The organism is Gilliamella sp. Bif1-4, from assembly GCF_001690535.1.
Classification (GTDB): Bacteria; Pseudomonadota; Gammaproteobacteria; order Enterobacterales; family Orbaceae; genus Gilliamella; species Gilliamella bombi.
Genome location: NZ_LZHC01000010.1, coordinates 77,322 through 103,629, shown reverse-complemented (window position 1 = coordinate 103,629; position 26,308 = coordinate 77,322). Strand labels below are relative to the sequence as shown.

Annotated in this window: 21 protein-coding genes and 1 tRNA gene; 5 read left to right on the top strand and 17 right to left on the bottom strand. The window is 35.9% G+C overall.

All coding sequences use genetic code 11. The features are described from left to right. Positions 1-25: 25 nt before the first annotated feature. Together metE and metF are read left to right on the top strand one after the other, a co-directional pair. Positions 26-2,299, top strand: coding sequence for a 5-methyltetrahydropteroyltriglutamate--homocysteine S-methyltransferase (gene metE / locus A9G25_RS01070; RefSeq protein WP_065625372.1), 2,274 nt, complete (start codon positions 26-28; stop codon positions 2,297-2,299). 135 nt (positions 2,300-2,434) lie between these two features. Continuing rightward, positions 2,435-3,310: a methylenetetrahydrofolate reductase [NAD(P)H] gene (gene metF, locus A9G25_RS01065; protein WP_065625371.1), complete on the top strand. Its 876-nt coding sequence runs from the start codon at positions 2,435-2,437 to the stop codon at positions 3,308-3,310. 65 nt (positions 3,311-3,375) lie between these two features. On the opposite strand, the gene A9G25_RS01060 is transcribed toward metF, so the two are convergent. Further along, a tRNA-Met gene (locus tag A9G25_RS01060) sits at positions 3,376-3,452 on the bottom strand. A 391-nt stretch (positions 3,453-3,843) separates the two neighbouring features. Between A9G25_RS01060 and A9G25_RS01055 the strand changes: the two genes are divergently transcribed. After that, entirely contained in the window at positions 3,844-4,152 is a 309-nt protein-coding gene (locus A9G25_RS01055) for a hypothetical protein (RefSeq protein WP_065625370.1), read from the top strand. A gap of 86 nt (positions 4,153-4,238) precedes the next feature. Here the strand turns inward: A9G25_RS01055 and A9G25_RS01050 are convergent, their stop codons facing one another. From A9G25_RS01050 to A9G25_RS01035, 4 genes are read right to left on the bottom strand one after another with little or no spacing between them, the layout of a single operon-like run. Next, the gene (locus A9G25_RS01050; RefSeq protein ID WP_065625369.1) at positions 4,239-5,348 is read right to left on the bottom strand and encodes a hypothetical protein; all 1,110 of its coding nucleotides are present in this window, start codon (positions 5,346-5,348) and stop codon (positions 4,239-4,241) included. 60 nt (positions 5,349-5,408) lie between these two features. Continuing rightward, a complete protein-coding gene (locus A9G25_RS01045) occupies positions 5,409-8,489 on the bottom strand; it encodes a type I restriction endonuclease subunit R, EcoR124 family (RefSeq protein WP_065625368.1) in 3,081 nt (1,026 codons plus the stop codon). A 13-nt stretch (positions 8,490-8,502) separates the two neighbouring features. Continuing rightward, positions 8,503-9,759 carry a restriction endonuclease subunit S gene (locus tag A9G25_RS01040; RefSeq protein WP_065625367.1) on the bottom strand — a complete coding sequence of 419 codons (1,257 nt, stop codon included), beginning with the start codon at positions 9,757-9,759 and terminating at the stop codon, positions 8,503-8,505. Continuing rightward, positions 9,756-12,335 carry a type I restriction-modification system subunit M gene (locus A9G25_RS01035; protein WP_065625366.1) on the bottom strand — a complete coding sequence of 860 codons (2,580 nt, stop codon included), beginning with the start codon at positions 12,333-12,335 and terminating at the stop codon, positions 9,756-9,758. Before A9G25_RS01035 ends, A9G25_RS01040 begins: the two co-directional genes overlap by 4 nt. A 722-nt stretch (positions 12,336-13,057) precedes the next feature. On the opposite strand from A9G25_RS01035, the gene A9G25_RS01030 reads away from it, so the two are divergent. Continuing rightward, on the top strand, positions 13,058-14,455 hold the full coding sequence (locus A9G25_RS01030) for an FAD-binding oxidoreductase (protein WP_065625365.1): 1,398 nt from the start codon (positions 13,058-13,060) through the stop codon (positions 14,453-14,455). A 209-nt stretch (positions 14,456-14,664) separates the two neighbouring features. On the opposite strand, the gene A9G25_RS01025 is transcribed toward A9G25_RS01030, so the two are convergent. From A9G25_RS01025 to A9G25_RS01015, 3 genes are all read right to left on the bottom strand, one after another. Beyond that, positions 14,665-16,854, bottom strand: a complete 2,190-nt coding sequence (locus tag A9G25_RS01025; protein ID WP_065625364.1) for a heavy metal translocating P-type ATPase — start codon at positions 16,852-16,854, stop codon at positions 14,665-14,667. Positions 16,855-16,985: 131 nt separating this feature from the next. After that, positions 16,986-17,789, bottom strand: coding sequence for an inositol-1-monophosphatase (gene suhB, locus A9G25_RS01020; protein ID WP_065576069.1), 804 nt, complete (start codon positions 17,787-17,789; stop codon positions 16,986-16,988). Positions 17,790-18,180: 391 nt separating this feature from the next. Next, positions 18,181-19,086, bottom strand: a complete 906-nt coding sequence (locus A9G25_RS01015) for a hypothetical protein (RefSeq protein ID WP_065625363.1) — start codon at positions 19,084-19,086, stop codon at positions 18,181-18,183. 752 nt (positions 19,087-19,838) lie between these two features. On the opposite strand from A9G25_RS01015, the gene A9G25_RS01010 reads away from it, so the two are divergent. Then, on the top strand, positions 19,839-20,174 hold the full coding sequence (locus tag A9G25_RS01010; RefSeq protein ID WP_065625362.1) for a zinc ribbon domain-containing protein YjdM: 336 nt from the start codon (positions 19,839-19,841) through the stop codon (positions 20,172-20,174). A 234-nt stretch (positions 20,175-20,408) separates the two neighbouring features. On the opposite strand, the gene fliR is transcribed toward A9G25_RS01010, so the two are convergent. From fliR to fliJ, 9 genes are all read right to left on the bottom strand, one after another. Next, positions 20,409-21,203 (bottom strand): flagellar biosynthetic protein FliR, encoded by a 795-nt coding sequence (fliR, locus tag A9G25_RS01005; RefSeq protein WP_065625361.1) that lies wholly within the window; start codon positions 21,201-21,203, stop codon positions 20,409-20,411. A gap of 5 nt (positions 21,204-21,208) precedes the next feature. Next, positions 21,209-21,478, bottom strand: coding sequence for a flagellar biosynthesis protein FliQ (fliQ, locus tag A9G25_RS01000; protein WP_034909516.1), 270 nt, complete (start codon positions 21,476-21,478; stop codon positions 21,209-21,211). 8 nt (positions 21,479-21,486) lie between these two features. Beyond that, positions 21,487-22,224 (bottom strand): flagellar type III secretion system pore protein FliP, encoded by a 738-nt coding sequence (gene fliP / locus A9G25_RS00995; protein WP_065625360.1) that lies wholly within the window; start codon positions 22,222-22,224, stop codon positions 21,487-21,489. Between the two features lie 6 nt (positions 22,225-22,230). Further along, positions 22,231-22,668: a flagellar biosynthetic protein FliO gene (gene fliO / locus A9G25_RS00990; protein WP_065625359.1), complete on the bottom strand. Its 438-nt coding sequence runs from the start codon at positions 22,666-22,668 to the stop codon at positions 22,231-22,233. Further along, complete coding sequence (fliN, locus tag A9G25_RS00985) at positions 22,668-23,048, bottom strand: flagellar motor switch protein FliN (protein ID WP_065625358.1); 381 nt, start codon at positions 23,046-23,048, stop codon at positions 22,668-22,670. Before fliN ends, fliO begins: the two co-directional genes overlap by 1 nt. Further along, a complete protein-coding gene (gene fliM / locus A9G25_RS00980; RefSeq protein WP_065625357.1) occupies positions 23,041-24,090 on the bottom strand; it encodes a flagellar motor switch protein FliM in 1,050 nt (349 codons plus the stop codon). The genes fliN and fliM overlap by 8 nt, the downstream gene beginning before the upstream one ends. A 5-nt stretch (positions 24,091-24,095) precedes the next feature. Further along, positions 24,096-24,563 (bottom strand): flagellar basal body-associated FliL family protein, encoded by a 468-nt coding sequence (locus tag A9G25_RS00975; protein WP_065625356.1) that lies wholly within the window; start codon positions 24,561-24,563, stop codon positions 24,096-24,098. A gap of 180 nt (positions 24,564-24,743) precedes the next feature. Beyond that, a complete protein-coding gene (locus A9G25_RS00970) occupies positions 24,744-25,850 on the bottom strand; it encodes a flagellar hook-length control protein FliK (RefSeq protein WP_065625355.1) in 1,107 nt (368 codons plus the stop codon). Further along, entirely contained in the window at positions 25,840-26,301 is a 462-nt protein-coding gene (gene fliJ, locus A9G25_RS00965; protein WP_065625354.1) for a flagellar export protein FliJ, read from the bottom strand. Before fliJ ends, A9G25_RS00970 begins: the two co-directional genes overlap by 11 nt. Between the last annotated feature and the right edge of the window lie 7 nt (positions 26,302-26,308).

Sequence of the window (26,308 nt, the reverse complement as noted above, 5' to 3'; positions counted from 1 at the left end):
GAAAATCGATAAAAAGGAAATAAAAATGAATACTGCTGTTATTGGATATCCTCGAGTTGGTAAGCTTCGTGAACTTAAATTTGCAACAGAAGCCTATTTTAAAGGTAATAAAACACAAGCTGAATTATTAAACGAAGCTAAAGCGCTACGAGCTGAGCATTTAAAACAACAAGCGGCTCAAAAAATTGCTTTTATTTCATCTAATGATTTTTCATTCTATGATGCGGTGTTAGATACAGCGTGTTTACTTAATGTTATTCCAAAACGTTATCAAGATTTAGGTTTACCTGAACTTGACCGTTATTTTGCGATGGCACGTGGTTATCAGGGTGAAAAAGGCGATGTGCGAGCACTCGCTATGAAAAAATGGTTTAACACCAATTACCACTATTTAGTACCTGAAATTGAAGATTCAGTACAAATTAAGTTAACAGGCACTAAACCTTTTGACGAATATCAAGAAGCTAAAGCGTTAGGTGTGCAAACCAAGCCGGTTGTGATTGGTGCATTAACCTTTTTTAAATTAGCGCAGTATTTAGGTAAAAAACAGCTTGTTGATTTTAAAGCTGATATTATTAAAGCTTATCAAGACATCATCCAAAAATTCACAACGCTTGGTGCTGAGTGGATCCAAATTGATGAACCCATTTTAGTCACTGACCTAAATAAAGACGATATCGCTTTATTCACCGAACTTTATCAAGCGATTTTATCGGTAAAAGGACAAACTAAGATTGTTTTACAAACTTATTTTGGTGATGTACGTGATTGTTATAAAGAACTTGTCGCTTTACCTTTTGATGGTATTGGTCTTGATTTTGTTGAAGGTAAACAGTCATTAGCTTTACTTGAAAACAATGGTTTCCCTGCCGATAAAGTCTTATTTGCTGGTGTGGTAAATGGAAAAAATATCTGGAAAAACAATTACCAAAAAACCTTAGCATTACTTGGTAAAATCAAACAAAAAGCCGCAAATATTGTAATCAATACTTCTTGTTCATTACTGCATGTTCCTTATACATTGCAAAATGAGACCAAATTAACTATTCAACAACGAGCTTATTTTGCTTTTGCACAAGAAAAGCTACAAGAACTTGCTGAACTTGGTCAATTATTTAAGGATGCAAATCCTGAAAATAATGCCGCTTATAAAGCTAACCAAACATTATTTACTCGTGAGCGTGAGGGCGCAAATCAAGCTGTACGCCAAAAAGTGGTCGCATTAAAAGATTCGGACTTTACTCGTTTACCTGAATTTTCAGTGCGTGAAGCAGCGCAGAAAAAGGCCTTTAATTTGCCACTATTACCAACAACCACTATTGGATCATTCCCGCAAACGCCTGATGTACGTTTAAATCGTGCTAAATTCAAAAAAGGTGAAATTTGCCTGAACGAATATACTGAGTTTAATCAACAAAAAATTGCGCAGTGTATTAAATTACAAGAAGAAATTGGTATTGATGTGTTAGTACATGGTGAATTTGAACGTAATGACATGGTGGAATACTTTGGCGAAAGCTTAAATGGCTTTGTGTTTACTGAAAAAGCATGGGTGCAATCTTATGGTACTCGTTGCGTTAAGCCACCAATTGTTTGGGGTGATATTTCACGCTCAAAACCGATTACTGTTGCATATTCAAAATATGCACAAAGCCTGACAGACAAACCAGTTAAAGGTATGTTAACAGGACCTGTGACTATTCTAAATTGGTCGTTCCCACGAGAAGATATTTCTCAAAAAGAATCGGTATTCCAAATAGCATTAGCAATTGGTGATGAAGTATTAGATCTTGAAGCAGCGGGTATTAAGATCATTCAAATTGACGAAGCGGCATTAAAAGAAAAATTACCACTACGTAAAGCCGATTGGAACAGTGAATACCTTGATTGGGCGATCCCTGCGTTTAGATTGGTACATAGCAAAGTGCAAGCAGATACGCAAATCCACACTCATATGTGTTATAGCGAATTTGCCGACATTATTAAAGATATTGATGCAATGGACGCTGATGTTATTTCGTTCGAGGCTTCTCGCTCTAATTTGCAGTTGATTGACGTACTTAATGCAAACAACTTCAAAACTGAAGTAGGACCAGGGGTTTACGACATCCATTCACCACGTGTACCACCAGTAGCCGAAATCAAAGCAACGATTGAAAAGTTACTAGCGAAGATTGATAACCAAAAATTGTGGATCAACCCAGATTGCGGTTTAAAAACTCGTGGCGAAAAAGAAGTGGTTGAAAGCTTACAACATTTAGTACAAGCCACTTTAGAAGTAAGAAAAACACTGAACTAAGTACTATTTTTACAAAGTCGTTGAGTTTTTTATTAACAAATCAGGCTTTGTTTATAGCCTTACGTTTCCGCCGCCTATTTGGGCGGCGGAAGTGTCAATAAGGGAAATGAGTGACATAACCAATGGATGAAACAAATGAAAACAAATCTACTATTTAATAAAAAAACCGTGTTCTCCTTTGAGGTTTTTCCCCCTAAAAAAACCTCACCTCTAGAAACAATTTATAGTACATTGCGTGAACTTGGTTATTTTAAACCTGATTTTATCAGTGTCACTTATGGTGCAGGTGGTAGCTTAAATGGTCAAACCACCATTGATATTGCCCACTCAGTCAAACACACTTATGGCATTGAAAGTGTCGCTCACTTGCCGGGGATCAATTTTGATAAAGCTGAAATGCAAAAAATCCTACACGATCTTAAATGTGCAGGAATTGATAATGTGCTCGCTTTGCGTGGTGACATCAGCCCAAATGTACAACCCAAAGATGATTTTCGATACGCCAGCGAACTGGTGACATTCATTAAAGAAAACGGTGATTTTAACGTAATTGGTGCATGTTACCCAGAAGGACATCTTGAAGCAGCAACACTAAAACAAGATCTGATCCATTTAAAAGAAAAGGTCAATGCAGGTACCGATCAACTTATTTCACAGCTATTTTTTGATAATGACTATTTTTATACATTTTTAGATAAAGCTCGCGATATTGGCATTAATGTTCCAATAGAAGCAGGCATCATGCCAGTGACCAATAAAAACCAAATTGAGCGTATGGTATCGATGTGTGGGGTGAATTTACCTAAAAAATTCAAACAAATGATGGAAAAATACGAACACCACCCAGAAGCATTTCGTGATGCCGGCATTGCTTACGCAATTGATCAGATTGTTGATTTGGTTTCGCAAGATGTCGATGGCATTCACTTATACACCATGAACAATAGCTACATAGCAAGGCGCATTAGCGAAGCAGTATCAACATTGCTAGCGGTGCCAAAATCGGAATAGTGATGGTATAAAGATAAAGTGTATTTTTTGGGAGTACTGTGGAGTTGTTGCAGACTAGCTAAAATTGGTTGCGGGGGCTGGATTTGAACCAACGACCTTCGGGTTATGAGCCCGACGAGCTACCAAGCTGCTCCACCCCGCGTCAAAGAAGTGGCTATATTATAGCAATAAAATAATAAAGCAATACCTATTTAGCTTAAACGCCACATTTTTAAACATTCTTGAGTTAATCTAGATTATTTTCTTACATAAACACAAATTCACTTGAAAGTTTTTAACAAAAATTTTAGTCTCCTCCAAAACCAAAGACAGCAAAATCCAACTGCGCTGAAAATAGCAATAATTTTATAACCATTGGATTTTAACAAAAAAATCAAAGCAAAAACCTAAATAAAATCAATGCTCTACCTGAACGATTTTGATAAGTAACACACTGATTTTTTTACATCAGTATTTCAGTACACTCAGATAAATAAACAAAAGCCATTAACATTAATATAATGATTAACAAATATCGAGGAGTGATCAACATAATGCTACTATCTGATTATCTAAAATCTACAGATATTGAATTAATCAATACTAAATTAAAAAAAGTTGCTATCGCAAACTTAAAACATATTCTTAATGATCACTACACAGAATTAGAACTTAATACTAAACAAGAGACCCAAACACTTACTTTTCATGAAAGCTTAAGTGTGATTTTAACGAGAGATTATAATGAACCCGTTTTTCAAATGTGCTTAAAAATTTATAAAGATGAAATGTATCTTGGTTATTATCACTATTTAACAACATTAGACCTTACCTTTGTTGATGAATTCTTTGTTATCAGATAACCAATAAAAGCACGTTGTTTTCATTCTATAGATGATCAACTACCGCTCTTTTTTTAGTTTATATTCAATACAGGTATTATCGATTTTTACAATTCCTCATGCTCCGTATAATCTTCTAACACCGCATCAGTCATACGGTCTAAATGTTTGACTTTGCTAAGGTCTTTTAAATTACTGTAAGGGATATAGCTACAACGCTCCGATAATGGCCCACTTTCTAGTAACGAAAATACTGGGCGACGGATTTCTTGAAATACTTTTTCTTGCCGATTATCTGGGGCGACAATATGAAGATTAATATTCATATTGGGTTGTAAGGCAAGTAAATCCGCCATGCGTAAAATACCAGAGTAAACCGAAGTGGTATGTTCGACTTCAAACGCGCGTGTGATAGCGCGCCCTTTTAACCAAATCACATCAATTTGTTCAATGGTGCTTAAGGTGGTTTCGTCATAATTAAGTGGTAATTTTTCTAATAATGCTTCGGTGCCTTTTTTCCACTCTTTTAATACCCGGCTGCGATCCGCTTTCGGTAGCCAAATCTTCATCCCCATACAGGCACCAATTTGGGCAAGTAACGCCTGCATTTTGATCGATTCGCGTACTTCTGGGGTTGTTTGGTTTGGGGCTTCATCATCGACCAGTTCATTATCACTCGGGACCGAAACCTCAATCACTTTATCGGTTCGATTGACAGTATGGGTTTTTAATTTCTTTTGATCTTGCTCATTAAGGGGATAATCAGCGGCGATGTCATGTTGCTGTAATAGGCAGCGCATTAATAATTTGCCATCTTTTTCGTTGATTTTATTTAAACTATTACGCAGCAATCCGGTCCAACCTTTACTGTTTTTCTCAATGTTTTGGGTAAAAGAAAGATGTTGCCAAATTTGGTCAGTATACATAGGGATAGCTTGGGGGAATGGTAACCACACTTTAACCCGAACATGAAAACGTATAATAAACGGATCATCTGATGCTAAAAAAAGGGGCGTGCTATCTTCATAAGGACCATCAACCACTTCAAGCAGCCCGCACCAGCGAGATAGTCGGGTGAGATAACAAATAAAAATATCCCCAGCTTTTACTTTTTCTGCCAATAATTTTTGTCGAACCCGAAAACCGGATACTGTTTTATCTGAATTCATAAAAGCTTGATAAGTTTCGGGTGAAAAAATGTTGGTATAGTAAGCCATAAATAATTATCCGATTATAATTAACCTTATTTTTAATGGTTTGATTTTATCTAAAAGTGATCAGTTAAATTGGTGTTTAATTTCGATCATCCAACGTGGTAGTTCCTCATGTAAGGCGAGATTGAGCATAAATAAACTATCTACCTTTTTGTCCGTTCGGCTTAAGTCTACACTCTCAATGATCTCCGCAAAATAAGGGACAACATCGGGTTGCGCCAGATTAAATTCAAACAGTGCTTGCGTTAACAGCCTGCTGTCAATGCCCCATTCGTTGGCAAACTGATTAGCGGCATGTTTGATTCTAGCATTTTTCCAATCGGTAAACGCTTGATCAAAATGGACTTGGCTGGATAGGTGACCGGTTAATAATTCGGTATCGACAAACTCCTTCAATATTTTCGCTTGCTGATCTTCGCCCATTTGGCTTAATTCTTGAATTTGTTCGTAGATGATGCGTCTGGTTTCATCGTTAACGGTTTGCACACCATCGACATGCGTCACTTTAGAGCCAATTAAGCTAAGAATATGCGCGGCATCAATCACCTGCGTGCCCGCTAATTTGGTTTTACCGATGAGGGCGGTGACGACCGTTGGCGTTTTAGTCGTGCTTTCTTTGGCGGTTAAATTTTTAAATGCGCCAACATATTGCAACCAACGATGTTCGGTGATACCAAAAGTGGCATTATCCCATTGATATTCATAATATTGTTGCACCGTATTAAGCTGGTCGTCAGCCACTTTAAACGCTTTGCTAAATTCAGTTCGTTTTTTCTCATCATGTTGAATTAATTGCCATTGGGTTGGATCGGCTAAGGTTAAAACTAATTGCTCCAAATCGTTAGCTAAAATTCGCACAGCTGTGGCATAGGTTTCAACAATCGCTTTGCTACTGCTACCACCACTACCGTATAGCTCAAGGGCTTGGTTAACCATCTGTTCGGTCAGGCGTGGGGTTTGGAAATTAACAATGGTACCAAACTCTTTGCTAGCACCAAATACGCGATTAGTGCGTGAATAGGCCTGAATTAAGCTCTGTAGTTTTAAAGTGCGGTCAACATAGAGGGTATTGAGTCGTTTAGAATCATAACCAGTTAATAGCTGATCGGCGACAATTACTAAATCAATATTTTTACCATTACGACCACTACCGCCACGGGTAGCACGCTCAACCACGTCCTCAAAATAGGCTTGTTCGCCATGTTTTTTATCACCTGCTATAAACTTAATGCCAGTAAACTCAGCATAATCGTTAAACATGACGCTGATAATCTCGGGATCGACATTATCTGGATCATTTTCGTTACCAAAGCTAAAGGTCATGGCAATATTAATTTTTTGCTCTTGGTTTGCCAGTTGTTTTTTAAATTCCTGATAATAGGCAATCACCCGTTCTTTATAAGCGACGGTTAAAATGGCGTTAAATTGTTGCTGTTGCGATTGTGCTTGCCAGTTGCTTAAAATCTCTGTAACCACTTGTGGTATATGAGTTTGATCATGATAAACTAATAGCGATTTATCAATGGCTTGCTTTTCAACTTCGCTTTCGCTCCAGCTATGTACTAATCGGGCGATTTCGCGATCGGATTGTTCTGGCTTTTCGATTTTTATACGCTCAATAAGCTTATCACGCAAATCGTCATAACTGCTAAATTCGCCGGTATTGATGTAATCGACATGAAATCCCAGTACGTTACCATCGGCAATCGCTTCATCAATGGTGTATTGATGTAATTTAGGACCAAATAGCTTTTCGGTGGTGTTAATCACTTCGCTGTTTTCGTTTATTTTGCCTTTAATTTTGTTTTCGTCAAACAGTGGCGTACCAGTAAACCCAAAAAATAACCCATTTATTTTAAAATGGTTTTTTATATCGCCCATCATATTTTTCATGGTGGAACGGTGTGCTTCGTCAACAATAAAGACAATTTTTTTATTGGCTAAGTGATTATCTTTACCCTCTTCAAGGGCTTTAACCAAATTATGCAGTTTAAAAATAGTGGTTACCACAATACCATTTTGGCGCGTGCTAAGGTGTTTTCTAAGTTGCGCTGTGCTGTGCGTATCATCAACCGTGACAGGCTCAAAGGCAGCATAAGCTTTAAAGTTGTCACTGGTGCGGCTATCAAGTTCGCGCCGATCAACCAGAAAGACCACTTTATCAAAACCGGCGCGCGTCGATAAAAATAGGGCGGTTTTAAAACTGGTGATGGTTTTACCTGAACCCGTAGTATGCCAAACAAAGCCGCCATGTGGTTTTTTATCAGGATTATCCCAACCAAATGCCGCCCCTTCGACTGCTTGTAAAGCAAAGACCTGATAAGGACGCATTAGCATATGTCGGCGGTTTTCTTCTTCTTTGGCTTCATCAATGACTAAGTAGTCGCCCACCATTTGATGCGCCATGGGGATCATTAAAAAGTGTTCAATGACTTGTTGCCAATGATTGATCGGTTGATTTAATTTATTCGCCCAATGAAACACAAAGCTAGGGTTAAAGTCATTAACTGTTTTGGGCGTAGCAAAGTAACGAGTTTCGATTTCGCTACTTATTACCATCATCTGCGAAAAAGCCATAAAATTGTTACTATATTCGCCATCTCGATAGTAACGCTTAAACTGTTCAAATGCTTCGTCAAGGTTTTTATCGGTACGTTTTTGTTCAATATTAATTAACGGTAAACCATTAATTAACAGCACCAAATCAAAACGGTTGCCGTTAGGTGTTTGCACTTCGCGGGCAATGCGATAACTGGAATCACCGCCACGCACTTCAGCTTTTTTAAAGATAGTTAAGGTAATTTGTTTGCGGGTGATAAGCGGGTTATCATCGCGATAGATGCCATCGATTTTGCCTTTTGACTCTTCCATGGCGAGTAATTTTGCCGCTTGATAGCTGTTATCCAGTTGATTAACCTTTGCCATCACTTGGCTAAATTCGTTATCGGTTAACTCAACACCTTCAAGTTGATCGGCATTAAGCCGATTAAGTTCACTCCGCCAGTGGGTGACTAAATCATTAACCGTTACTTTACGTCGATTACCATCTAAAAAGTCAGGTGCCTGCCATTTCTGTTTTTCTAATTCTCTGACAAAGTTTTCTTGAAAGGTTTTTTCTGCGGCATCTTTTACAACCTGACTCATTCTTTAACTCCTTTTATACAAACATTTCGTTTAAATAGGCTTGTTTGATGTTTTTTAATTTATCTAATTTTTTTTGTTCTAATGCAATTTTGTTATCGAGTAATTTAAAGAAATTACCGATTTGGGTTTGTTCCAAGGTTGTTGGTATGCTTATATCTTGATTAGCTAATTCAGTTTTATTTAAATTTCCAATTGCACCGTTACCACCAGCCACATAAGTATTAAGAAATTTCCTATACCAGTTTGAACTCATTATAGCATTAGTAAAAAATGGTTGATTTGACGTAGCTAATAACATAAAACCACCATGAACAGCTTTTTCATTATTAGTAATTTTTATTAATGCATGCTTTCCTACCAATCGACTAGATCCATTTGCCGATGTGATTAAAATATCATTTTCTTTTACCAAAGAAATACTTACATAACTCTGATCAATAAAAATATCATCATTTCTTAAAATAAATCTATCGCTATCAATATTTGAGGAACGTAAAATTCTTACTCCATCTAAAGCTAAATTTGAAGGGGTATAAGTTAAACCTCTTCTTATATTAGCTAAATTTTTAAATTGAGTTATAGACCAATCTTTTTTAAAGCCTAAGAATCTATAACGTGGTTTTAATTCCCCTTCATTCGGAAACATTTCCGTAAGGTAAGCTGATTTCAGGGTTTTGGCTTTTTCTAGTTTTTTTTGTTGAGTATTAATAAGCTTATCAAGTTTTTTAAAAAATTCGCCTATTTGGGTTTGTTCTTTTAGATTTGGTGTTGCAAAAACAAAATTACTGTATTCATTAGCATTTACTCCTGGTTGACCTGAACGCTGTGAAGTTATTTGAATAAATTTTTTATATCTTTTACTCAATGTATTTTGATAAATAAACTCAGAATTACATATTGACTTTAATCGTAAACGTATTAGAAATCCAGCATAATAGACGTGACCATCAGACTCTTTATAACGATATGTTTTTCCAACGCTTGCACCAGTTCTAGCAAATAGTATATCTCCTATTTGTAATTTATAGTTATTGGCTAATTTAATTTCAATATTTGGGGAGGTTAATGAATCTTTTTTAAATTCTCGACTCTCATCATCAATATCAGTAATCCGCAAGTATTTATTAAAACCATCATAATTTTTAGCTGCGACGTTTAAACCATATGAAATGCTATCAGTAACGTCTTTTAGACTTATGTTTAGCCAGTTATTATTTGCTTCAAATTCCTTAAACCGCCTTCTAGGAATTAATTTTTTACTTTCACTCATTGCGTTACCACCAGATCTTGCATCATCGCTTGTAACTCGGCTTCGAGTTGTTCGATCTCTTTATCAATCGAAGTTAAGGTATCTTGATAACGTTCGTTTAACATTTGCAGGGTTTTTAATTCGGCTTTAATCGGTTTCTCGATTAATTCGCTGAGTAACGCAATGGTATTACCAAACCATTTTTTAGACATTAGCCTATCAATTTCTTGATCGGTGAGATTTAAAATCCGTTCTTGTACCGCTTCTTTTAATGCCAATTCGTCCGCTTTAATTTGTTTACTTAATGTCGATTTTTGGCTGATTAATTTATCGACTTTTTTAAGTATTAAATACGCTTCAGTATCTTTTGGTGTTTCTTTTAGCTCTTGTTTGAGCTTTTTATTATCAAACGTATCAAGCGGTTCGTCGTCATCGTTCTTTTTCAATGATTCATACAACGCATCGTACTCCGGGCTATCTTCGACTTTGGCTGCTTCGACCAGATCCGTAAGTTCGCTTTCTAGCGTTTGGATTTGCTGTTTATTGTTGTCGATATTGGTTAGCTCATCGGCATATAATTCACGAGCAATTAATTCGCTTGGGATTAGACTGCTAATAAAGCCGTCTTGCTCAGACCGTTTTTTAGCACCGCTACCTTTGTTGACCATATTCGGCACTCGGTTGCGTGCGGCGGTATAAAAATCAGTGGCGGCAATAATTTCAGCATCATGGAGTAATGCATTTTGCCAAATTTCGGCAATAATCTGATAGCCGTCATAGATATCAAGATGATTAAAGCTGGCTAGTAGGCTTTTTATATCGTTTAACATCGCTTCCATCAGTGGGTGAATCTGTTCAGGATCATTAATTGCAATGATTTGTGACCAATAGCGGTCAATATAAGCTTGCGTTTGCTGCGCTAATTGCTCAGATTGCTGTCGTATCCGTTCATCATTTAAGATTTTAGTGCTTAATTCGCTAATCTCTTCTTTTAAGGTGAAATAGTGCGGACGCACAGGCACTAATGCCGACTGCAATAAGTCGGGCGTGGTGGCACGGATAACAGCAAGTTGCTCAATATTATGCTGTGGTATGCCACCTAATAAATGACCTTCGACGTCGTGAGCAATATCATCATCAATGGCATCAATATAACGGGGGATATTGAGGTTGTATTCATTAGCGATAATCTCTTGACGAGTGGCTAAATGGCTATAGCCCGCTTGCTCTTGACGTGATACATAAGTATCAACAATTTTGGCAATGTCTTTTTCTTGCAAGACATTTTGCTTACCCACTTTTATAAAGGCATTTGATGCATCAATGATTAATACGGGATCGGTGAGCTGTCGATTCTTCTTCAATACTAAAACCACAACGGGGATGCCAGTGTTGGTAAAGAGATTGCTTGGCAAGCCGATTACGGTATCAATGTAGTTTTTTTCTAATAATCGTTTACGGATTTCACCTTCAGCCGCACCACGGAATAAGATCCCATGGGGTAACACGATCGCCATGGTACCGCTTTGCCCTAAATGGAATAGACCATGTAATAGAAAAGCAAAATCGCCTTTTGAGTCTGGCGGTAATACGCCTGCTATTTCAAAACGGGGATCGCTCACTTTTAGCCCTGCACGATTCCAATTTTTTACCGAATATGGCGGATTCATTACCACCGCATCAAACTGTACCCCTTCGCTAGGGCGCGCCGGGTCTTCTGGCCAATCGTGGGCTAAGGTATCGCCATTTTTAATGGTCATTTTATTGGGTTTGACTTCATGCAGTAATAAATTCATCCGCACTAGATTATAGGTGGCGGTATTTTTTTCTTGACCGTAATAGGTTAAGCTTTGTTGTGCTTGTTTAGTTAAATGTTTTTTTACCGTTAGCAACAATGAACCTGACCCCACCGTGGGATCATAAATCGAACGAATATTGGGCGTTTTGGCGGCGATTTGTGCCATAACTTCACTTACTTGGCGAGGCGTATAGAATTCCCCCGCTTTTTTACCCGATTCCATCGCAAATTGCCCAATCAGGTATTCATAAGCATCGCCTAATACATCGCCTTTTTGCAAAGCGACCATATCAAGATCGGCAAATAATAAAATTAAGGCTTTAATATTTTTACTGCGTTCATGTAAATTACTACCCAGGGCGGTATCGGTTAAATCTAAGGTTGAATTAGAAAATAGATTTTTAAAGTCATCTGCATCTTTACTATTGGCAATTGAACGTTCAAAGTGATTTAAGCTGTCGATCACTTTTTGTACTTCAAAATTACCTTTATTAATATCTGCGATCCAAGTTTGATAAAGATGCTGAGGTAAAACATAATAACCCAGTGTACGTTGCAACATGCTTTCTAGTTGAGGACCACGTTGAGCCATGCCATTATAATAATTGGCGATAAGCTCGGACTCGGTGATCTCATCTCGGGTTGTCATCGTTTTAAATGCAGCTAATGTTTTATCGCTTAAAAATTTATAAAACATCAAACCTAACATATAATCTTTATATCGACTGGCATCCATCGAACCACGTAGCTCATTGGCGCCATCCCATAATCGACTTTTAATCTCTTCAGATGTAATCACAACGTATAACCTCATTAACTAATTTATCTTGGCATAAAAGTATCATAGATTTATTTTTGATTTATCCCATAGCCAACAGAATTGCGTCGTATTTTAGCGGTAATTAGTTTCAAATCCTAGCTAAATAAGCGAAAACCCATACCATGCAGAAATCACTCAAGTTTTTTACAATAATTTGGAAACGATTGTAATGAATATAACGCCTTTTCATAAAGAAAAAATGACTATCACTGATTGGGTTAAACGTTTTATGGAGTGATACGAAATTAGAATTGAGATATGGAATAATCTATAGAAAAACGCCGAGTTGTTTGCACTTCATGATTAAAATAATCCTCTCAAAACTCATAAAGTGTTTTTCCTGAAATCGCTTTATGCGGTTTAACGGTATTATAAAAATTAATAAAGCGTTTAAGTTTTTGTTTTCTGCCTTTTGAATCGCTAAATATTTGCTGATTATGCCACATCGCAATTCAAAGTTCGTGTTACTCTTTCGGCTTTTCATTTGTTTGTGGGTAGGCTGATTTGGTGAATTTTTGATTAATAAGGTAGTTATGACTCATTTTGATTTTCTCACTTTTTAAGATGTTCACCACTGTTGTTTATTTTCCCATACTACTTTATTCAAAAATAAACACATAAAAATTATAGAGGCATTGATTTATGTAATTTGTATAGATAGAATCATTTTTTAATATACCCAAAATAAATAATAACTTATAATGAAAAAATTAACTTTATTGAGCTGCTGTCTTTTCTTATTACTACCACTAAAAACGCAAGCTGTCGTTGTAAATGATGTTACAGGTATGACACCAGTACAAGCATCTGCGGTTATGCAACCAGAATCGACTCAACAGGTCTCTGAACTCGTTAAAAATACCTCTGGTCCAATTAGTATAGCTGGTGGCAAATACAGCATGGGTGGACAAACAGCAATAAACAATGGAATTCAAATAGATACACAAAAACTCAACCATGTGATTGATTTCAACCCTGAAAAGAAACTTTTAACCATTGAAACAGGCGCAACTTGGCGTCAAGTACAGGCATTGATTGATCCCTACAATTTATCAGTAAAAATTATGCAAAGCTATGCCAATTTTAGTATTGGTGGTTCGCTTAGTGTAAATGTGCATGGGCGTTATATCGGAGAAGGCCCTATGATTTTATCTGTTGAGAAGTTCAAAATTGTCCTAGCTGATGGCGCTATTGTCGAAGCCAGTCCAAAAGAAAATCAAGATATATTTTATGGTGCTATCGGCGGTTATGGTGGATTAGGCATAATTACAGAAGTCACTTTACGACTTGTTGATAATGTTAAAGTAAAACGCATTAGCGATGTTATGCCAATTACCAAGTATTACCCATATTTTATGCAACAGATTCGTTCTGACAAAAGTGCCATATTCCACAACTCAGTAATTTACCCACCTGATTTTGAAGAAGTTCGTGCTGTCACTTTTAAAGAAACACAAGAACCATTGACTATTTTGGACAGATTACGCCCAACCGACCAATATTCGTTTGAACAGGAACAAAAAATAAAAATTGTCGCCTCATCAAATTTAGGCAAGCATTTACGTAAATTGTATGATGATATAGATTATACAAAACAACCAGTAATGTGGCGTAATTATGAAGCCAGTTATGATGTGTCGAATTTACAGCCAATTAAAAGCAAAAATAAAAGTTTTGCTCTACAGGAGTATTTTATCCCCATAGAACGGTTTGAGGATTTTTATCCTGAATTAATTGCTATCCTAAAAAAACATCAGGCCAATGTGATTAATATTTCGATTCGTCATGCAAATCCTGATAGCGGTTCATTACTAGCATGGGCTAAAACCGAAGTGTTTGCTTTTGTTATTTATTATCAACAAGCTACTGATGAAAAAAGCAAAAAGCAAGTAGGAATCTGGACACGAGAATTAATCGATGCAGTATTAGCAAAGGGTGGTAGTTATTATTTACCGTATCAATTACATGCAACTCGTGAACAATTTCAGCGCGCATACCCACAAGCAGATCGCTTTTTTAAACTTAAAGCACAATTAGACCCAGAAAATAAATTCAATAACATGCTATTAGATCGATACCAACCTAAAATAATTCAGTAAACAAAATAAGGCATATTTATCTTGTTTATTATTACTATTGAACAATATTGGACGTACTTTTTTTGATAAGTTTTATACTCAAACACCATGTTACCTGAAACTTTTTAACAAGATTGTACGCTTATTTGTAGAATGAATTAAGTTAATTTGTCTTCTAATCAATATAAAGGAGGCTTTAAGCCTCCTTAATTCAAAACAAAAATCTTATATTATTGGTTTTCTGATTTTGCCTTCCAACGTTTAAGTAAAAGTGCATTGGTTACAACGCTAACACTACTTAACGCCATAGCGGCACCAGCTATCATTGGATTTAAAAATCCCAATGCCGCTAGTGGAATACCAATTAAATTATAGAAAAATGCCCAAAATAGATTTTGTTTAATTTTATTATAGGTTCGGCGCGAAATATCAATCGCATCAGCAATCAAAAATAGATTACCACGCATTAGAGTAATACTTGCTGCATGCATAGCCACATCGGTGCCTGTGCCCATAGCAATACCAATATCGGCTGCCGCCAATGCTGGAGCATCATTAATACCATCTCCTACCATTGCCACTGTTTTATTGCCAGTTATATCTTCACTTTTTTGTAGTTGATAAATATAGTTTGCTTTATCTTGTGGTAATACTTCAGCAATAACCTTATCTAAGCTTAACTGCTGCCCCACATAATTAGCCGCTTTCTGATTATCACCAGTTAACATAACAGTTTTTACATTTAACTGGTGCAATGCTTGAATAGCTTTTTCGGCCTCCGCCTTTATTACATCGGCAAAACCCAAGATCGCTAATATCACCACATTACCTTCTGATTGCTGTTTCGCTAAAAATGAAATGGTATAACCTTTACTCGATAACTGATTAATTTTATCGTCCATACCAACAAAATAGGCATTTAATGATTTCATCCAACGCAAACTACCTAAATAATATTCGGTGTTATCAACGGTTGCCATCACTCCTGAACCGGCTACCGAAGTAATATTTTGAGCATAATGATACTCTTTGGCTTTACTTAAAATAGCTTTAGCAAGTGGATGCTCACTACCTGCTTGTAATGACGCTGCGAGCGATAAAATTTGGTCAGGCGTCTCGCTACCCATAACATCCATTTCAACTAATTCTGGTTTACCAATGGTTAATGTGCCTGTTTTATCAAATGCAACCATATTAATATTATGCAGTGTTTCTAATGCTTCGGCGTCTTTAATTAAAATGCCATGACGAGCAGCCACTCCTGTACCAACCATAATTGCTGTTGGTGTTGCCAAACCTAATGCACAAGGGCAAGCAATCACTAACACAGCCACCGCATGGAGTAATGCTTGTTGCCAATCATACGATATCACGCCCCAAGCCAATAACGTAACAAGTGCAATCAATAAAATCACTGGCACAAAAATAGCGCTGATGCGATCAACAACTCGTTGGATTGGTGCTTTCTTAGCCTGAGCAGATTCAACCATTTCAATAATTTTGGATAAAGTAGAATCCGCTTGAATCGCTGTCGTTTTAACGATAAGTAACCCTTCGCCATTAATTGTACCGCCAGTAACTACATCATTAACGGCTTTATTTACAGGAAAACTCTCACCTGTTAGCATTGATTCATCACTACTAGATACACCTTCAATCACAACGCCATCAACTGGAATACGCTCCCCTGGCTTAATAATAACAATATCATCCACTTTAACTTGGTTAATGGGTAAACTTATTTCTTGATTATCACGCCTTACTAAAGCAACATCAGGGCGTAGCGCAGACAGGGCTTCAATTGCTTGTGTTGTTTGATGTTTAGCTCTTGATTCTAACCACTTACCAAGCAAAATTAAGGTAATAATAATAACTGATGATTCAAAATAAAGGTGCTCATCATTGCCCATGATAAGCTGATAAACTGATAACCCATATGCCGCACTAGTACCAATGGCCACTAATAAATCCATATTACCCGACAACGCTTTAGCCGCATTAAAACCGCTTCGATAAAATTTAGCACCAAGTCCAAATTGCACAATAGATGCAATAACCAGTTGTAACCAAGCTGGCATCATCAAATGAAACCCAAAAGGTTCTAATAACATAGGTAACACAAAAGGAATGGCTAAAATAACAGAAATCACAATCGGCCAAATAGGTGCTTGTTTGTTAACTTTCTTTGTACCTGATTGTTGATCTGAAATTTTAATAGCACGATAGCCCGCTTTATCAACTTCAGACATTAATGCTTCAAGTTTAACATGGGGATCTGCATTAATAGTTGCTTTCTCAGTTGCCAGATTAACACTGACATCAATCACACCATCAACTTTTTTAATTGCTTTTTCTACACGACTAACACAAGAGGCACAACTCATTCCTTCAATATTAAGATCATATTGTATTGTCTTCATAAAATGCAGCCTTAATTTTTATACGATTATTGATTAGTATATACTCAAAATTAATAACAATGCAGAAAAATACTAGACAGATCGCAAGAGTTTAACTTGCGATCAAAATAAGAGGAAATAAAAAAATAAAATTAGTTACGTAATTTTTCGGGCCACTCATTTTGAGTAGAAACTAATAAATCCTTAACAATTCTAGGATTACCCGCAACAATATTACCCGAAACCATATAATTATTGCCACCTGCAAAATCGGTAATAACGCCACCTGCTTCACGCAAAATCAACTCACCGCCAGCAATATCCCATGGTTTTAAGCCAATTTCAAAAAAGCCATCTAAACGACCTGCAGCAACATAGGCAAGATCTAAAGCGGCAGAACCAGTGCGACGAAAATCGCCACATCTAACAAATAATTTTTGTAATACGCCAAAATAACTATCGCTATATTGTTTAGCTTTAAACGGAAAAGCCATTGCCAACACGCTACCGTCTAAATCTTTCGCATTACTCACTCGAATACGATAACCATTAAGTTGAGCGCCTTTACCACGAGCAGCCGTAAACAGCTCATTACTCATTGGATTATAAACAACAGCAATTTCGGTTTTACCTTTAACACGAGCTGCAATAGACACTGCAAAATGAGGGATATTTTTAATAAAATTGGTCGTACCATCAATTGGGTCAATTATCCACTGAGTATCGGCATCATTACCTTTAGCTAAGCCGCTTTCTTCGGCAATGATAGTATGGTCAGGATAAGCTTTTTTAATTGTTTCAATAATCAAAGCTTCAGCCGCACGATCGGTATTAGTGGCAAAATCATTAGCGCCTTTGGTTTCGATTTCGATTGAACTAGGGTTTTCATAAGCCTTGATGGCTACATTACCTGCTTTACGAGCAGCACGAATAGCAATATTCAGCATCGGATGCATAAATTTATTCCAATTGATGATGTTAAAGAACGAATTATATTAGTATGCCATTTGTCATACTAAAAACTGTTATATAGTATAAAGGTTTTGTGGCTTTATTGCCAGTGTGTGTGGAGTGTTTTTCGGTAAAAAAACAGTTAAGAAAACTTTAATAAAATCATCATCTTTTCTGACTGATTTTTAGTGAAAAATAATTTCTTTTTGTTTTGGTGAATAAAATAGATTGGTGCGGTGGTTTCAGCGTCGGTGGCGGTAGGAGCGGCGCAGTTTTGTGGCGCACAACCCTAAGGATGGCCCAAACTTACGCCGAGGCTTTATTCTTGTCTATATTATCCTCTCACGCACCATAACCACCCCCGCGCCCTAAAGATTAAGAACTAAACGCTAAAAACTAAGGTGCGGTGCAAAGGACATAGCCGGCGTAGCCGGCACCGACGCCGGAGACGTCGCCGTCGTACGAGCCGACAGTGAACCGGTAGCTACCTGGGTAGCTACCTTCTGCGTCGCTCGTCCAGAAGTGGAAGTAGTAGACGAAGCCCACATCAGCGCCGTAGGTCATGCTGCCCCACTCCGTGAAAAAGCCAGCGCCTATGTTACGCTGGTAATGATTCCACCCAGACGACGGCGTGGCGCCTAAATTATTATAGTTTGAATTGGTTAAATCTCTTACCCGTGGCATTCGATAACCCAAACTATTACACCATGCTGACGCCTCACTATAAATGTTCCGTTCGCCCCCCCGATTGACGAACCACTGCCTTAATACAAATCCATATTTTACTACCTCACCGCCATATATATCTCTACCCACTAACTCAAACGTCTGCGGTAACTGTGGCTTAGCTATTAGGTTAGGATGAGGATTGTACCATTGATTTCTTGCCTCTGGACCTGTTAGCTTAACGCGTGCAACAACTTGTCCCACGTCCTCATATGGAGTCCAGTAACCATTATCTACAACATTTGTCACTGTTGCAGTAATTCCCTCATGCGTGACTGGTTCCCATGTCAATTCTTCTATATCTCCAGTTATGAGTAAATCAAAATATAAATTATGCACACCCGTGGTCGGGAAATTTAGGTTGTATGATTCAGGATTGGTTGATTGAACTAAGAAGCCTTTACTAGGATTCCATATGTCAACTGGGCCTGCATATTTGCCGTTACCCAATCCTAGATTCGGCCTTACATAATCAATAACTGCAACTACCGTTGAAGGTAAAATTATCGCATCACTACGATTATCCGCTCGAGCTATTTTACCATTCAATGCCTGTAAATTCGATGAAGATGACAATAATAACAATGCTAATACTAGCAAAGCTGTTTTAGGTGATTTGAGCGATAATTTCGATAATTCGTTGAGAAATAATTTGGAAGATATAAATAAGTTTCGTGTAAAAATTCGTCGAATAAGATTATTTGATAAACTTAAGACATAGGTTTGCCAGTGCCTTGTGCCTTGTGCCTAAAATGATAATGCATTATGGTTCACCTGTCAAGTAATTATTTGTTTTATTTAATTTTTTATAATTATTTGCTTATTTAATGAGCATGTTTTCTATAGCGATGAAAGTATAACCATTTTAAAAATTGTTGGCTAGTTTTTTTGTTAATTTATTGTAAATAATTGTTCGTGGTGGGGCAAAAAGATGGAATTGATAGATGAGTTGGTCTTGAATGGTGGAATAAGCGCTTTTTGAAGGTATAAAATCGTTCAGATATCATTTTGATTTTATTTGATTTTTTATTAAAGAAGGATTTTTAGGGGATTCTGAAAAAAATCCCCCTAAATCGAGCTTGGTCACTGTCGATATTTTATTTCACCAAAAATATAAAATAACGAGTCTACTACTTAAAATGACATATTTGCTTATTAATATTAAAACTTAATCATTAACCTTTACAAAAACATAATTAATACTTCCTATATTTTTGTATATCACTATTTTAGATCCTAACAACAGCGAATAGACAACATCCATGACTTAATAGCAGTTTTTTGCTATAGTAAACACCATTTTATTTAATCTATAAGAGTTATAAGCTATGGAATCTATACCTAATTGCCCTGTTTGCCAATCTGAACACACTTATCATGATGGCAGCTTTTGTGTTTGCCCTGAATGCGCCCACGAATGGGATCCAAACGAGGCTGTGTCTTCTGATATTGGATTACAGGTAAAAGATAGCAATGGTAATTTACTTGCTGATGGCGACGATATTATTTTGATTAAGGATCTAAAATTGAAAGGATCTTCAACAGTGCTGAAAAAAGGTGCTAAAGCCAAAGGCATTCGTTTAGTCGAAGGTGATCACGAAATCGATTGTAAAATTGACGGTATGAAAATAATGCTTAAAGCCTGCTTTGTAAAAAAAGCTTAGTTAACTATTTTATTAATGCTGATGTTATCAGCATTAATCTGTTTAGTTTTAATTAATATAATCTATCATACAATAAATATGCTTAGTTAGATCATTGTTTTTATTTAAGCATTCATTATCTTTTTAGAATAATTTTTTAAATCAATATGATAGAATAGTAATTTCACTTAATATCTACAAAAAGCAAGTCAAGTTGAATAGGTAAATTAAATACGACTGTGTGATCAATTTATATCATTGAGTTAAATACCATAAGATACTAGAAATTCGCTCAAACATTTGTTCAAAAATAAATTCAGTAAATGCGGGTAGTGTTGTAATTAAATAAGTTAGCATGATTAACCCTAACAATAGGGTCGCTGGATAACCAACCACAAATATAGATAGCTGTGGCGTCATTCTGTTAAGTAGTCCTAATGATATATTGATGATTAATAGTAATGTCATTAAAGGAAGCGCTAACATGATCGCGTTGATAAATAATAGTTTGCTGACTTCAATTAATGCTAAGTATCCATTCGCTTGTAATGGCATTACTGCAATCGGAATAATATCAAAACTATTTGATATGCCGTATAACAACCATAAATGACCATCAAGACTGAGAAATATTAATAAAGCAATGATGTTAATTAAGCGTGATAATACTGATGTAGATGGACCGCCAATAGGGTCAAAAAAGGTCGCCATTCCTAGCCCCATTTGCATCCCAATTAATTCTCCTGAAAATCGCACTGTCATAAATGCCAACTGCATGGTAAAACCAATAAGTATTCCAATCATTATTTGTTGTGCAATAATCCATATTCCTATAAATGAGTATATTTTTATATTGTCATCAATATGTGGATGTGGCAGTACAATCGTAGTGAGTAGCGCTAGGCCAATTTTAACTCGATTAGGCGTTTCCTTTTCGCCAAAAATGGGCGCTGCCATGAGCAACGCTAAGATACGAACAAAAGGGAAAAAATAGTCCCTAATCCAAGAAAAGAAATCGATATTAAATAAATTGTTGATATCAAATTCCATTACATTTAACGAGTTAAGTTAGGAATGTCTGTAATTACGGTTTGGATATAGTCGATCATGGTTGATAGCATTGATGGACCCAATATTATTAAAACCACAATAACCACTATGATCTTGGGAATAAATGATAATGTCATTTCGTTAATTTGCGTCGCAGCTTGTAATAAGCTAATGATTAACCCTGTTACTAATGCGGCTAATAATAACGGTCCGGCTAATGATGCCGCAACTTTTATCGCTTGTATGGCTAACGTGCTGATATATTCAGATGACATAGTGCGACTCAACTAAAAAAGCTTTGTGCTAGCGATCCAAGTAATAAGTGCCAGCCATCTGCCAATACAAATAACATTAATTTGAATGGTAATGATACTGTCGCTGGTGGCACCATCATCATTCCTAATGCCATAAGCGTGCTTGCTACCACTAGATCAATTACTAAGAATGGAATAAAAATTGTAAAACCAATTTGAAACGCTGTTTTTAATTCACTCACCACAAAAGCAGGAACTAATACTTTTAGGGGAACATCTTCCCGTGTTTGAATGTCGTTTTGATGAGACATGTTAACAAATAACGCTAGGTCATTTTCTCGCGTTTGGGTAAGCATAAATTCTTGTAATGGTTTAGTTGCTTTGGTTAAGCCTTCTTGCATGGTGATTTGATTTTGTGAATATGGCACATACGCTTCTTGATAAATTTTATCAATGACTGGCGACATAATAAAAAAAGTCATAAAAAGCGAAATTCCCAAAATAACTTGATTCGGTGGTGCCGATTGCGTACCTAGGGCATTACGTAACAGGCCTAACACAATGATGATTCGGGTAAAGCTGGTCATCAATAATAATATTGCTGGTATAAAAGTGAGCAATGTTAAAAAGACTAATGTTTCAACTGGTAACGACCAATTTTGCCCACCTGTTAGGGGCTGATTCATGTCAGTTAAAGCAGAAGTTTCAGCATGGCTAGATAAGCTAAACAGCAATAAACTTAGAAAAATAATTAAATTTAACCGCACTTGTTGTTACTCCTTTTTCACTTTTAAAGCGGATTGTAATATCTGTTGAAATGCGTTAATTTTCGTAAGATTTTTATCTGCTACATTTTGCGAAAGTAACACTTTGGTTCTTTCTTCATTGATGGTATGTAACAATGTCATTTGTTGAGGAGTAACACCTACCACTAATAATTGGTTATCAACGTGAATAACCATAATACGTTCTTTAGGATTAATGTTATATGTGGCTTTGACATCAATCCATTGTTCGGTCGTTTTTTTCCACCCCATTCGTTTTGCGAGCCATCCTAGCAATAAAATAAAACCGATGATCACAATAAGCGTTAATCCCATTGACGATCCAATTTCGGTATAAATATTTAAATCAGAAGACGATGGCGATAAGGTATTAGTATTGGTTACACCAACCGTAGGTTGAACCAAATTAGGTTGCTTTATTGTCATTAACGGCTCAATCTTCTTACACGCTCTGATGGAGTAATAATATCGGTGATACGCACACCATAGTTATCGCCAACTACCACAATTTCGCCTTGAGCTATTAAATAACCGTTAATTAATATATCTAGTGGTTCTCCTGCAAGCCCATCTAATGCAATTACCGAACCTTGGGTTAGATTTAATAGATCTTTAATAGCTATTTTGGTTCGACCAAGTTCTACGCTTAAATCAACAGGTATATCTAATATAAGATTAATATCTTGCTTTTTATCTTCTGTTTGTTGCGGAGATAATGTTTCAAAAATAGCCTCTTTAGTGATTAGTTCATCACTCGTTACTTTTCCTTCTTGGCCTTCGTCGTTATTTGGTATAATGTCAGTCATTGAACACTCCCTCATTCAGTTGTTCTATCACAGGATTAATGACCTGTTCTACTTGAATTGCATACTGTTTATTTACTTTACCGTAATGGCCTTTTAATACTGGTACACCGCCAACTGTTACATCTATATTTGTTGGTTTTTCAATTGTTAAAATATCATCAACTTTTAACGCTAACAGTTTTTCAACAGTTGTATGAATATGGGTAAAATTGGCAACTAATTCGACAGATGATTGCTTAATTCCAGTGGTTAATGAACTCATCCAGATATTATCGTCTTGATAAGTCTGTTCTTCGATAGGCGGCTTTATTAGCAACTCTTTGACTGGTTCAACCATAGAATAAGGGATACAAATGCAAAATGTTGCTTTGCTATGACCCACTTCGACTTTGAAGTTTGTTGTCAGCACAACATCATCAGGCGAACTGGTAATGTTGGTAAATTTGCTTTGCATTTCAGAGCGAATATATTCGGTTTCAATTGGGTATACATCAGCCCATGCATTTTGATAAATAACTAATGCTAATTCTAATACTCGTTTTATGATTTGTTGTTCGGTGTGGGTAAATTCTCGTCCTTGTGTTTTTATTTTAGTTGTATGCCCGTCTCCCCCAAATAATGAATCAACGATAATAAAGACTAATTCAGGTGAAAATGAAAATAAGCTTGAACCTCTTAATGGGTTAAGATGAACTAAATTTAAATGGTTTTCCGATGAAATATCAGAAAATTCCTCAAATGTTTGTGGTTCAATAGGCGATGCAACTACATCGGCATTGCGACGCAATCGATTGAATAGCCCAATTCTAAACTGACGAGCAAAACGTTCATTAATGATTTCTAATGCGGTTAATCGTTCAGGAATAAAGCGATGTTTTACCGATAAATCATAAGGTTTAACATTAACCTTTTTACCAGAAGGTAACGAAAAAGAAGAAACATCAATACTGCTATCGTCACCATCGTTAACAAAACTATCAGATAGTTGTTCTGCATCACTATTTTCATTTAAATCTGTTGTGGGCTCTATCTTATCGGGCATAATAATCACCGTATAATAAAATCAGTAAATAGAACTTCATCAACTTTTACCCAATGTTTTGCGTCATATTGCCTTGATAAGGTAGTTTTTATCTGCTCTTGTAAATCGATCTTCCCCGATTCTTGCTTTAGTTTGTTAACATGCTGTTTTGAAGTTAAAAGTAGTACGTCACTTCTTACTTTAGGTAAATAATCTAATAGCACTGTTCTTTGGTTTTCATCGGCGATACGCAAAACTATTCCAATATAAATAATTTTATTAGTTTCGATATTATCTTCTGAGACAGGTAATGAAATAGTAAACGGTTTTAATGTTAAAAATACCGGTGACGTAACTTCGGGTTCTTCTTGTGCTTTAGTTGTGCTTTGTGAGTGATTTTGAAACCACAAATAAGCCGCAACACTTATCGCTAACAACGTAATAAGAATAAGGATTAGATTTAAAACACTTACTTTTTTTTTCGTGGTAGGCATATTTATTCTTGTCTCTATAAATTTAAAAAGATTTATAACCCATAAATTGGGTATAGTTACAAGAATAATAAATCATATTTTTAAAATTGATTTGAAGAATAGGCAACAAAACATTACCTATTTAAACGTTTCAATTTATTTAGAGTGTAAAGTTGCTCAAAAAAACAACAATTTTATTGGTCAAGCAAATATACTAAGTCTAGATTTAATTGAGCGACTTTCAACTAGCGGTTGCTCAATACCATCGTCTATTACATCAAGTGATACTACTTTCTGGGTTTGATTGCTTTTTGTTTGTTGCGGTGTATCAGGTTGTTTTGAATCATTCATCATTGAAAAGTCATCGATATTTGCTTGCTCTAGTGTAATACCTTGATCTTCTAATGATGTTTTTAAAAAAGGTAAGGCCGATTCTAACATATCTTTAACAACACTATGTGCAGTCATCATATGAAGATTCATTTTATCATCATTCATTGCAAACTTAATATACATTGAGCCTAACTCTTGTGGATGTAATTTTATTTCGGCTGTTTGAATACCTTGACGATTAAACATAATAATTTGTTCAGTTAATGAAGTTTGCCACTGCATAATATTTTGTGTAGGTAAATTTATTATTGCTGCTCTTGCGCTAATACTAGTTGTTGATAATAGCTGGTTTTGTACATTGGTATTGCTTAACAAAAATGACTCTGGATCGGTAGGTGTTTGCCTTTCATCATCGTAATTATTTATTAATTGGGCTTGATTCGTCACTACTTCCTGCATAAATTCACTAGCTTTATGCGATTCATTTTTTGAGTTAGCAAAATTATTAATATTATCTTTAATATTTGTCGTTTCTTTATCAACAGGTTTAATTTTTATTCCTGTTTGTGATGTTACTTTATTAATTAAATCTTCACTGTCATAAATAGAAGTAAGTAAATGTGTTGCTTGCTCATCGATTACCACTTCTGTCGATGAATCATCGAATAAATTAGCATTTAATGTTTCAGTATTTTGATCTATTTTTATATCACTATCTTGTGCTATTGGTGTTTGTATATTAAAAGGATAAATCTCCGTAATTAACATTTCAACATCATGATCATTATCTTCTTGCGCATCATCAATAATTTTTAATTTGGCATTAATTGTTTTTTTATTATGTCCAGTTTGATTTTCACTTTGTTGTAATAATTGTTGAAAGCAATCATTACCATTATTCGTTAAATCGATTTCAACAAGATCTGATTGATGAGAAACGATAGGGTTCAATCCATTGATAAGATTAACATTCATTTAATACTCTCCTTGCTAATTGTAACTGCGCAAATTCATCTGTCAGTTTTTGCTGTAACCGATTTTGCCGTTGCAAATATTGGTTATAATGCTTATTTAATAGTGTGGTGTATGTGTTTAAGCTTTTTTGTGATTGATTAAGCTGATTTGTAATTTGCTTTTGTTTAATATCTAACGATAACAATAGTTTTTTTTGTTGCTCAATACCTTGCTCAATTGAAGTAATAAACGATTTAAAATTGTTTAACTCGCTACCTTTAATACCTTCAGATAAGGCATTATTTAATTTTTGTTGATATTCAACATAATAATTATTTAAAACATTTAGCTGTGATTGTGCATTTTGATGATTTTCATTTGCTTTTTTTAGTTTTATCAAGTTATCGTCTACCGACTTTTGTGCCAATTTTTTTAATGTTGAAAATGCAAGTTGCGAAGGATTTTTATTCATTATGATA

Excerpts from the sequence above, each read along its gene's own strand:
- fliN (WP_065625358.1), bottom strand. The coding sequence starts at position 23,048 with ATGACTGACATTATACCAAATAACGACGAAGGCCAAGAAGGAAAAGTA.
- fliQ (WP_034909516.1), bottom strand. The coding sequence starts at position 21,478 with ATGTCATCTGAATATATCAGCACGTTAGCCATACAAGCGATAAAAGTT.
- fliR (WP_065625361.1), bottom strand. The coding sequence starts at position 21,203 with ATGGAATTTGATATCAACAATTTATTTAATATCGATTTCTTTTCTTGG.
- A9G25_RS01050 (WP_065625369.1), bottom strand. The coding sequence starts at position 5,348 with ATGGCTTACTATACCAACATTTTTTCACCCGAAACTTATCAAGCTTTT.
- A9G25_RS00975 (WP_065625356.1), bottom strand. The coding sequence starts at position 24,563 with ATGCCTACCACGAAAAAAAAAGTAAGTGTTTTAAATCTAATCCTTATT.
- A9G25_RS00970 (WP_065625355.1), bottom strand. The coding sequence starts at position 25,850 with ATGAATGTTAATCTTATCAATGGATTGAACCCTATCGTTTCTCATCAA.
- A9G25_RS01010 (WP_065625362.1), top strand. The coding sequence starts at position 19,839 with ATGGAATCTATACCTAATTGCCCTGTTTGCCAATCTGAACACACTTAT.
- A9G25_RS01025 (WP_065625364.1), bottom strand. The coding sequence starts at position 16,854 with ATGAAGACAATACAATATGATCTTAATATTGAAGGAATGAGTTGTGCC.
- fliM (WP_065625357.1), bottom strand. The coding sequence starts at position 24,090 with ATGCCCGATAAGATAGAGCCCACAACAGATTTAAATGAAAATAGTGAT.
- metE (WP_065625372.1), top strand. The coding sequence starts at position 26 with ATGAATACTGCTGTTATTGGATATCCTCGAGTTGGTAAGCTTCGTGAA.
- metF (WP_065625371.1), top strand. The coding sequence starts at position 2,435 with ATGAAAACAAATCTACTATTTAATAAAAAAACCGTGTTCTCCTTTGAG.
- A9G25_RS01030 (WP_065625365.1), top strand. The coding sequence starts at position 13,058 with ATGAAAAAATTAACTTTATTGAGCTGCTGTCTTTTCTTATTACTACCA.
- suhB (WP_065576069.1), bottom strand. The coding sequence starts at position 17,789 with ATGCATCCGATGCTGAATATTGCTATTCGTGCTGCTCGTAAAGCAGGT.
- fliO (WP_065625359.1), bottom strand. The coding sequence starts at position 22,668 with ATGACAATAAAGCAACCTAATTTGGTTCAACCTACGGTTGGTGTAACC.
- A9G25_RS01040 (WP_065625367.1), bottom strand. The coding sequence starts at position 9,759 with ATGAGTGAAAGTAAAAAATTAATTCCTAGAAGGCGGTTTAAGGAATTT.
- fliJ (WP_065625354.1), bottom strand. The coding sequence starts at position 26,301 with ATGAATAAAAATCCTTCGCAACTTGCATTTTCAACATTAAAAAAATTG.
- A9G25_RS01045 (WP_065625368.1), bottom strand. The coding sequence starts at position 8,489 with ATGAGTCAGGTTGTAAAAGATGCCGCAGAAAAAACCTTTCAAGAAAAC.
- A9G25_RS01055 (WP_065625370.1), top strand. The coding sequence starts at position 3,844 with ATGCTACTATCTGATTATCTAAAATCTACAGATATTGAATTAATCAAT.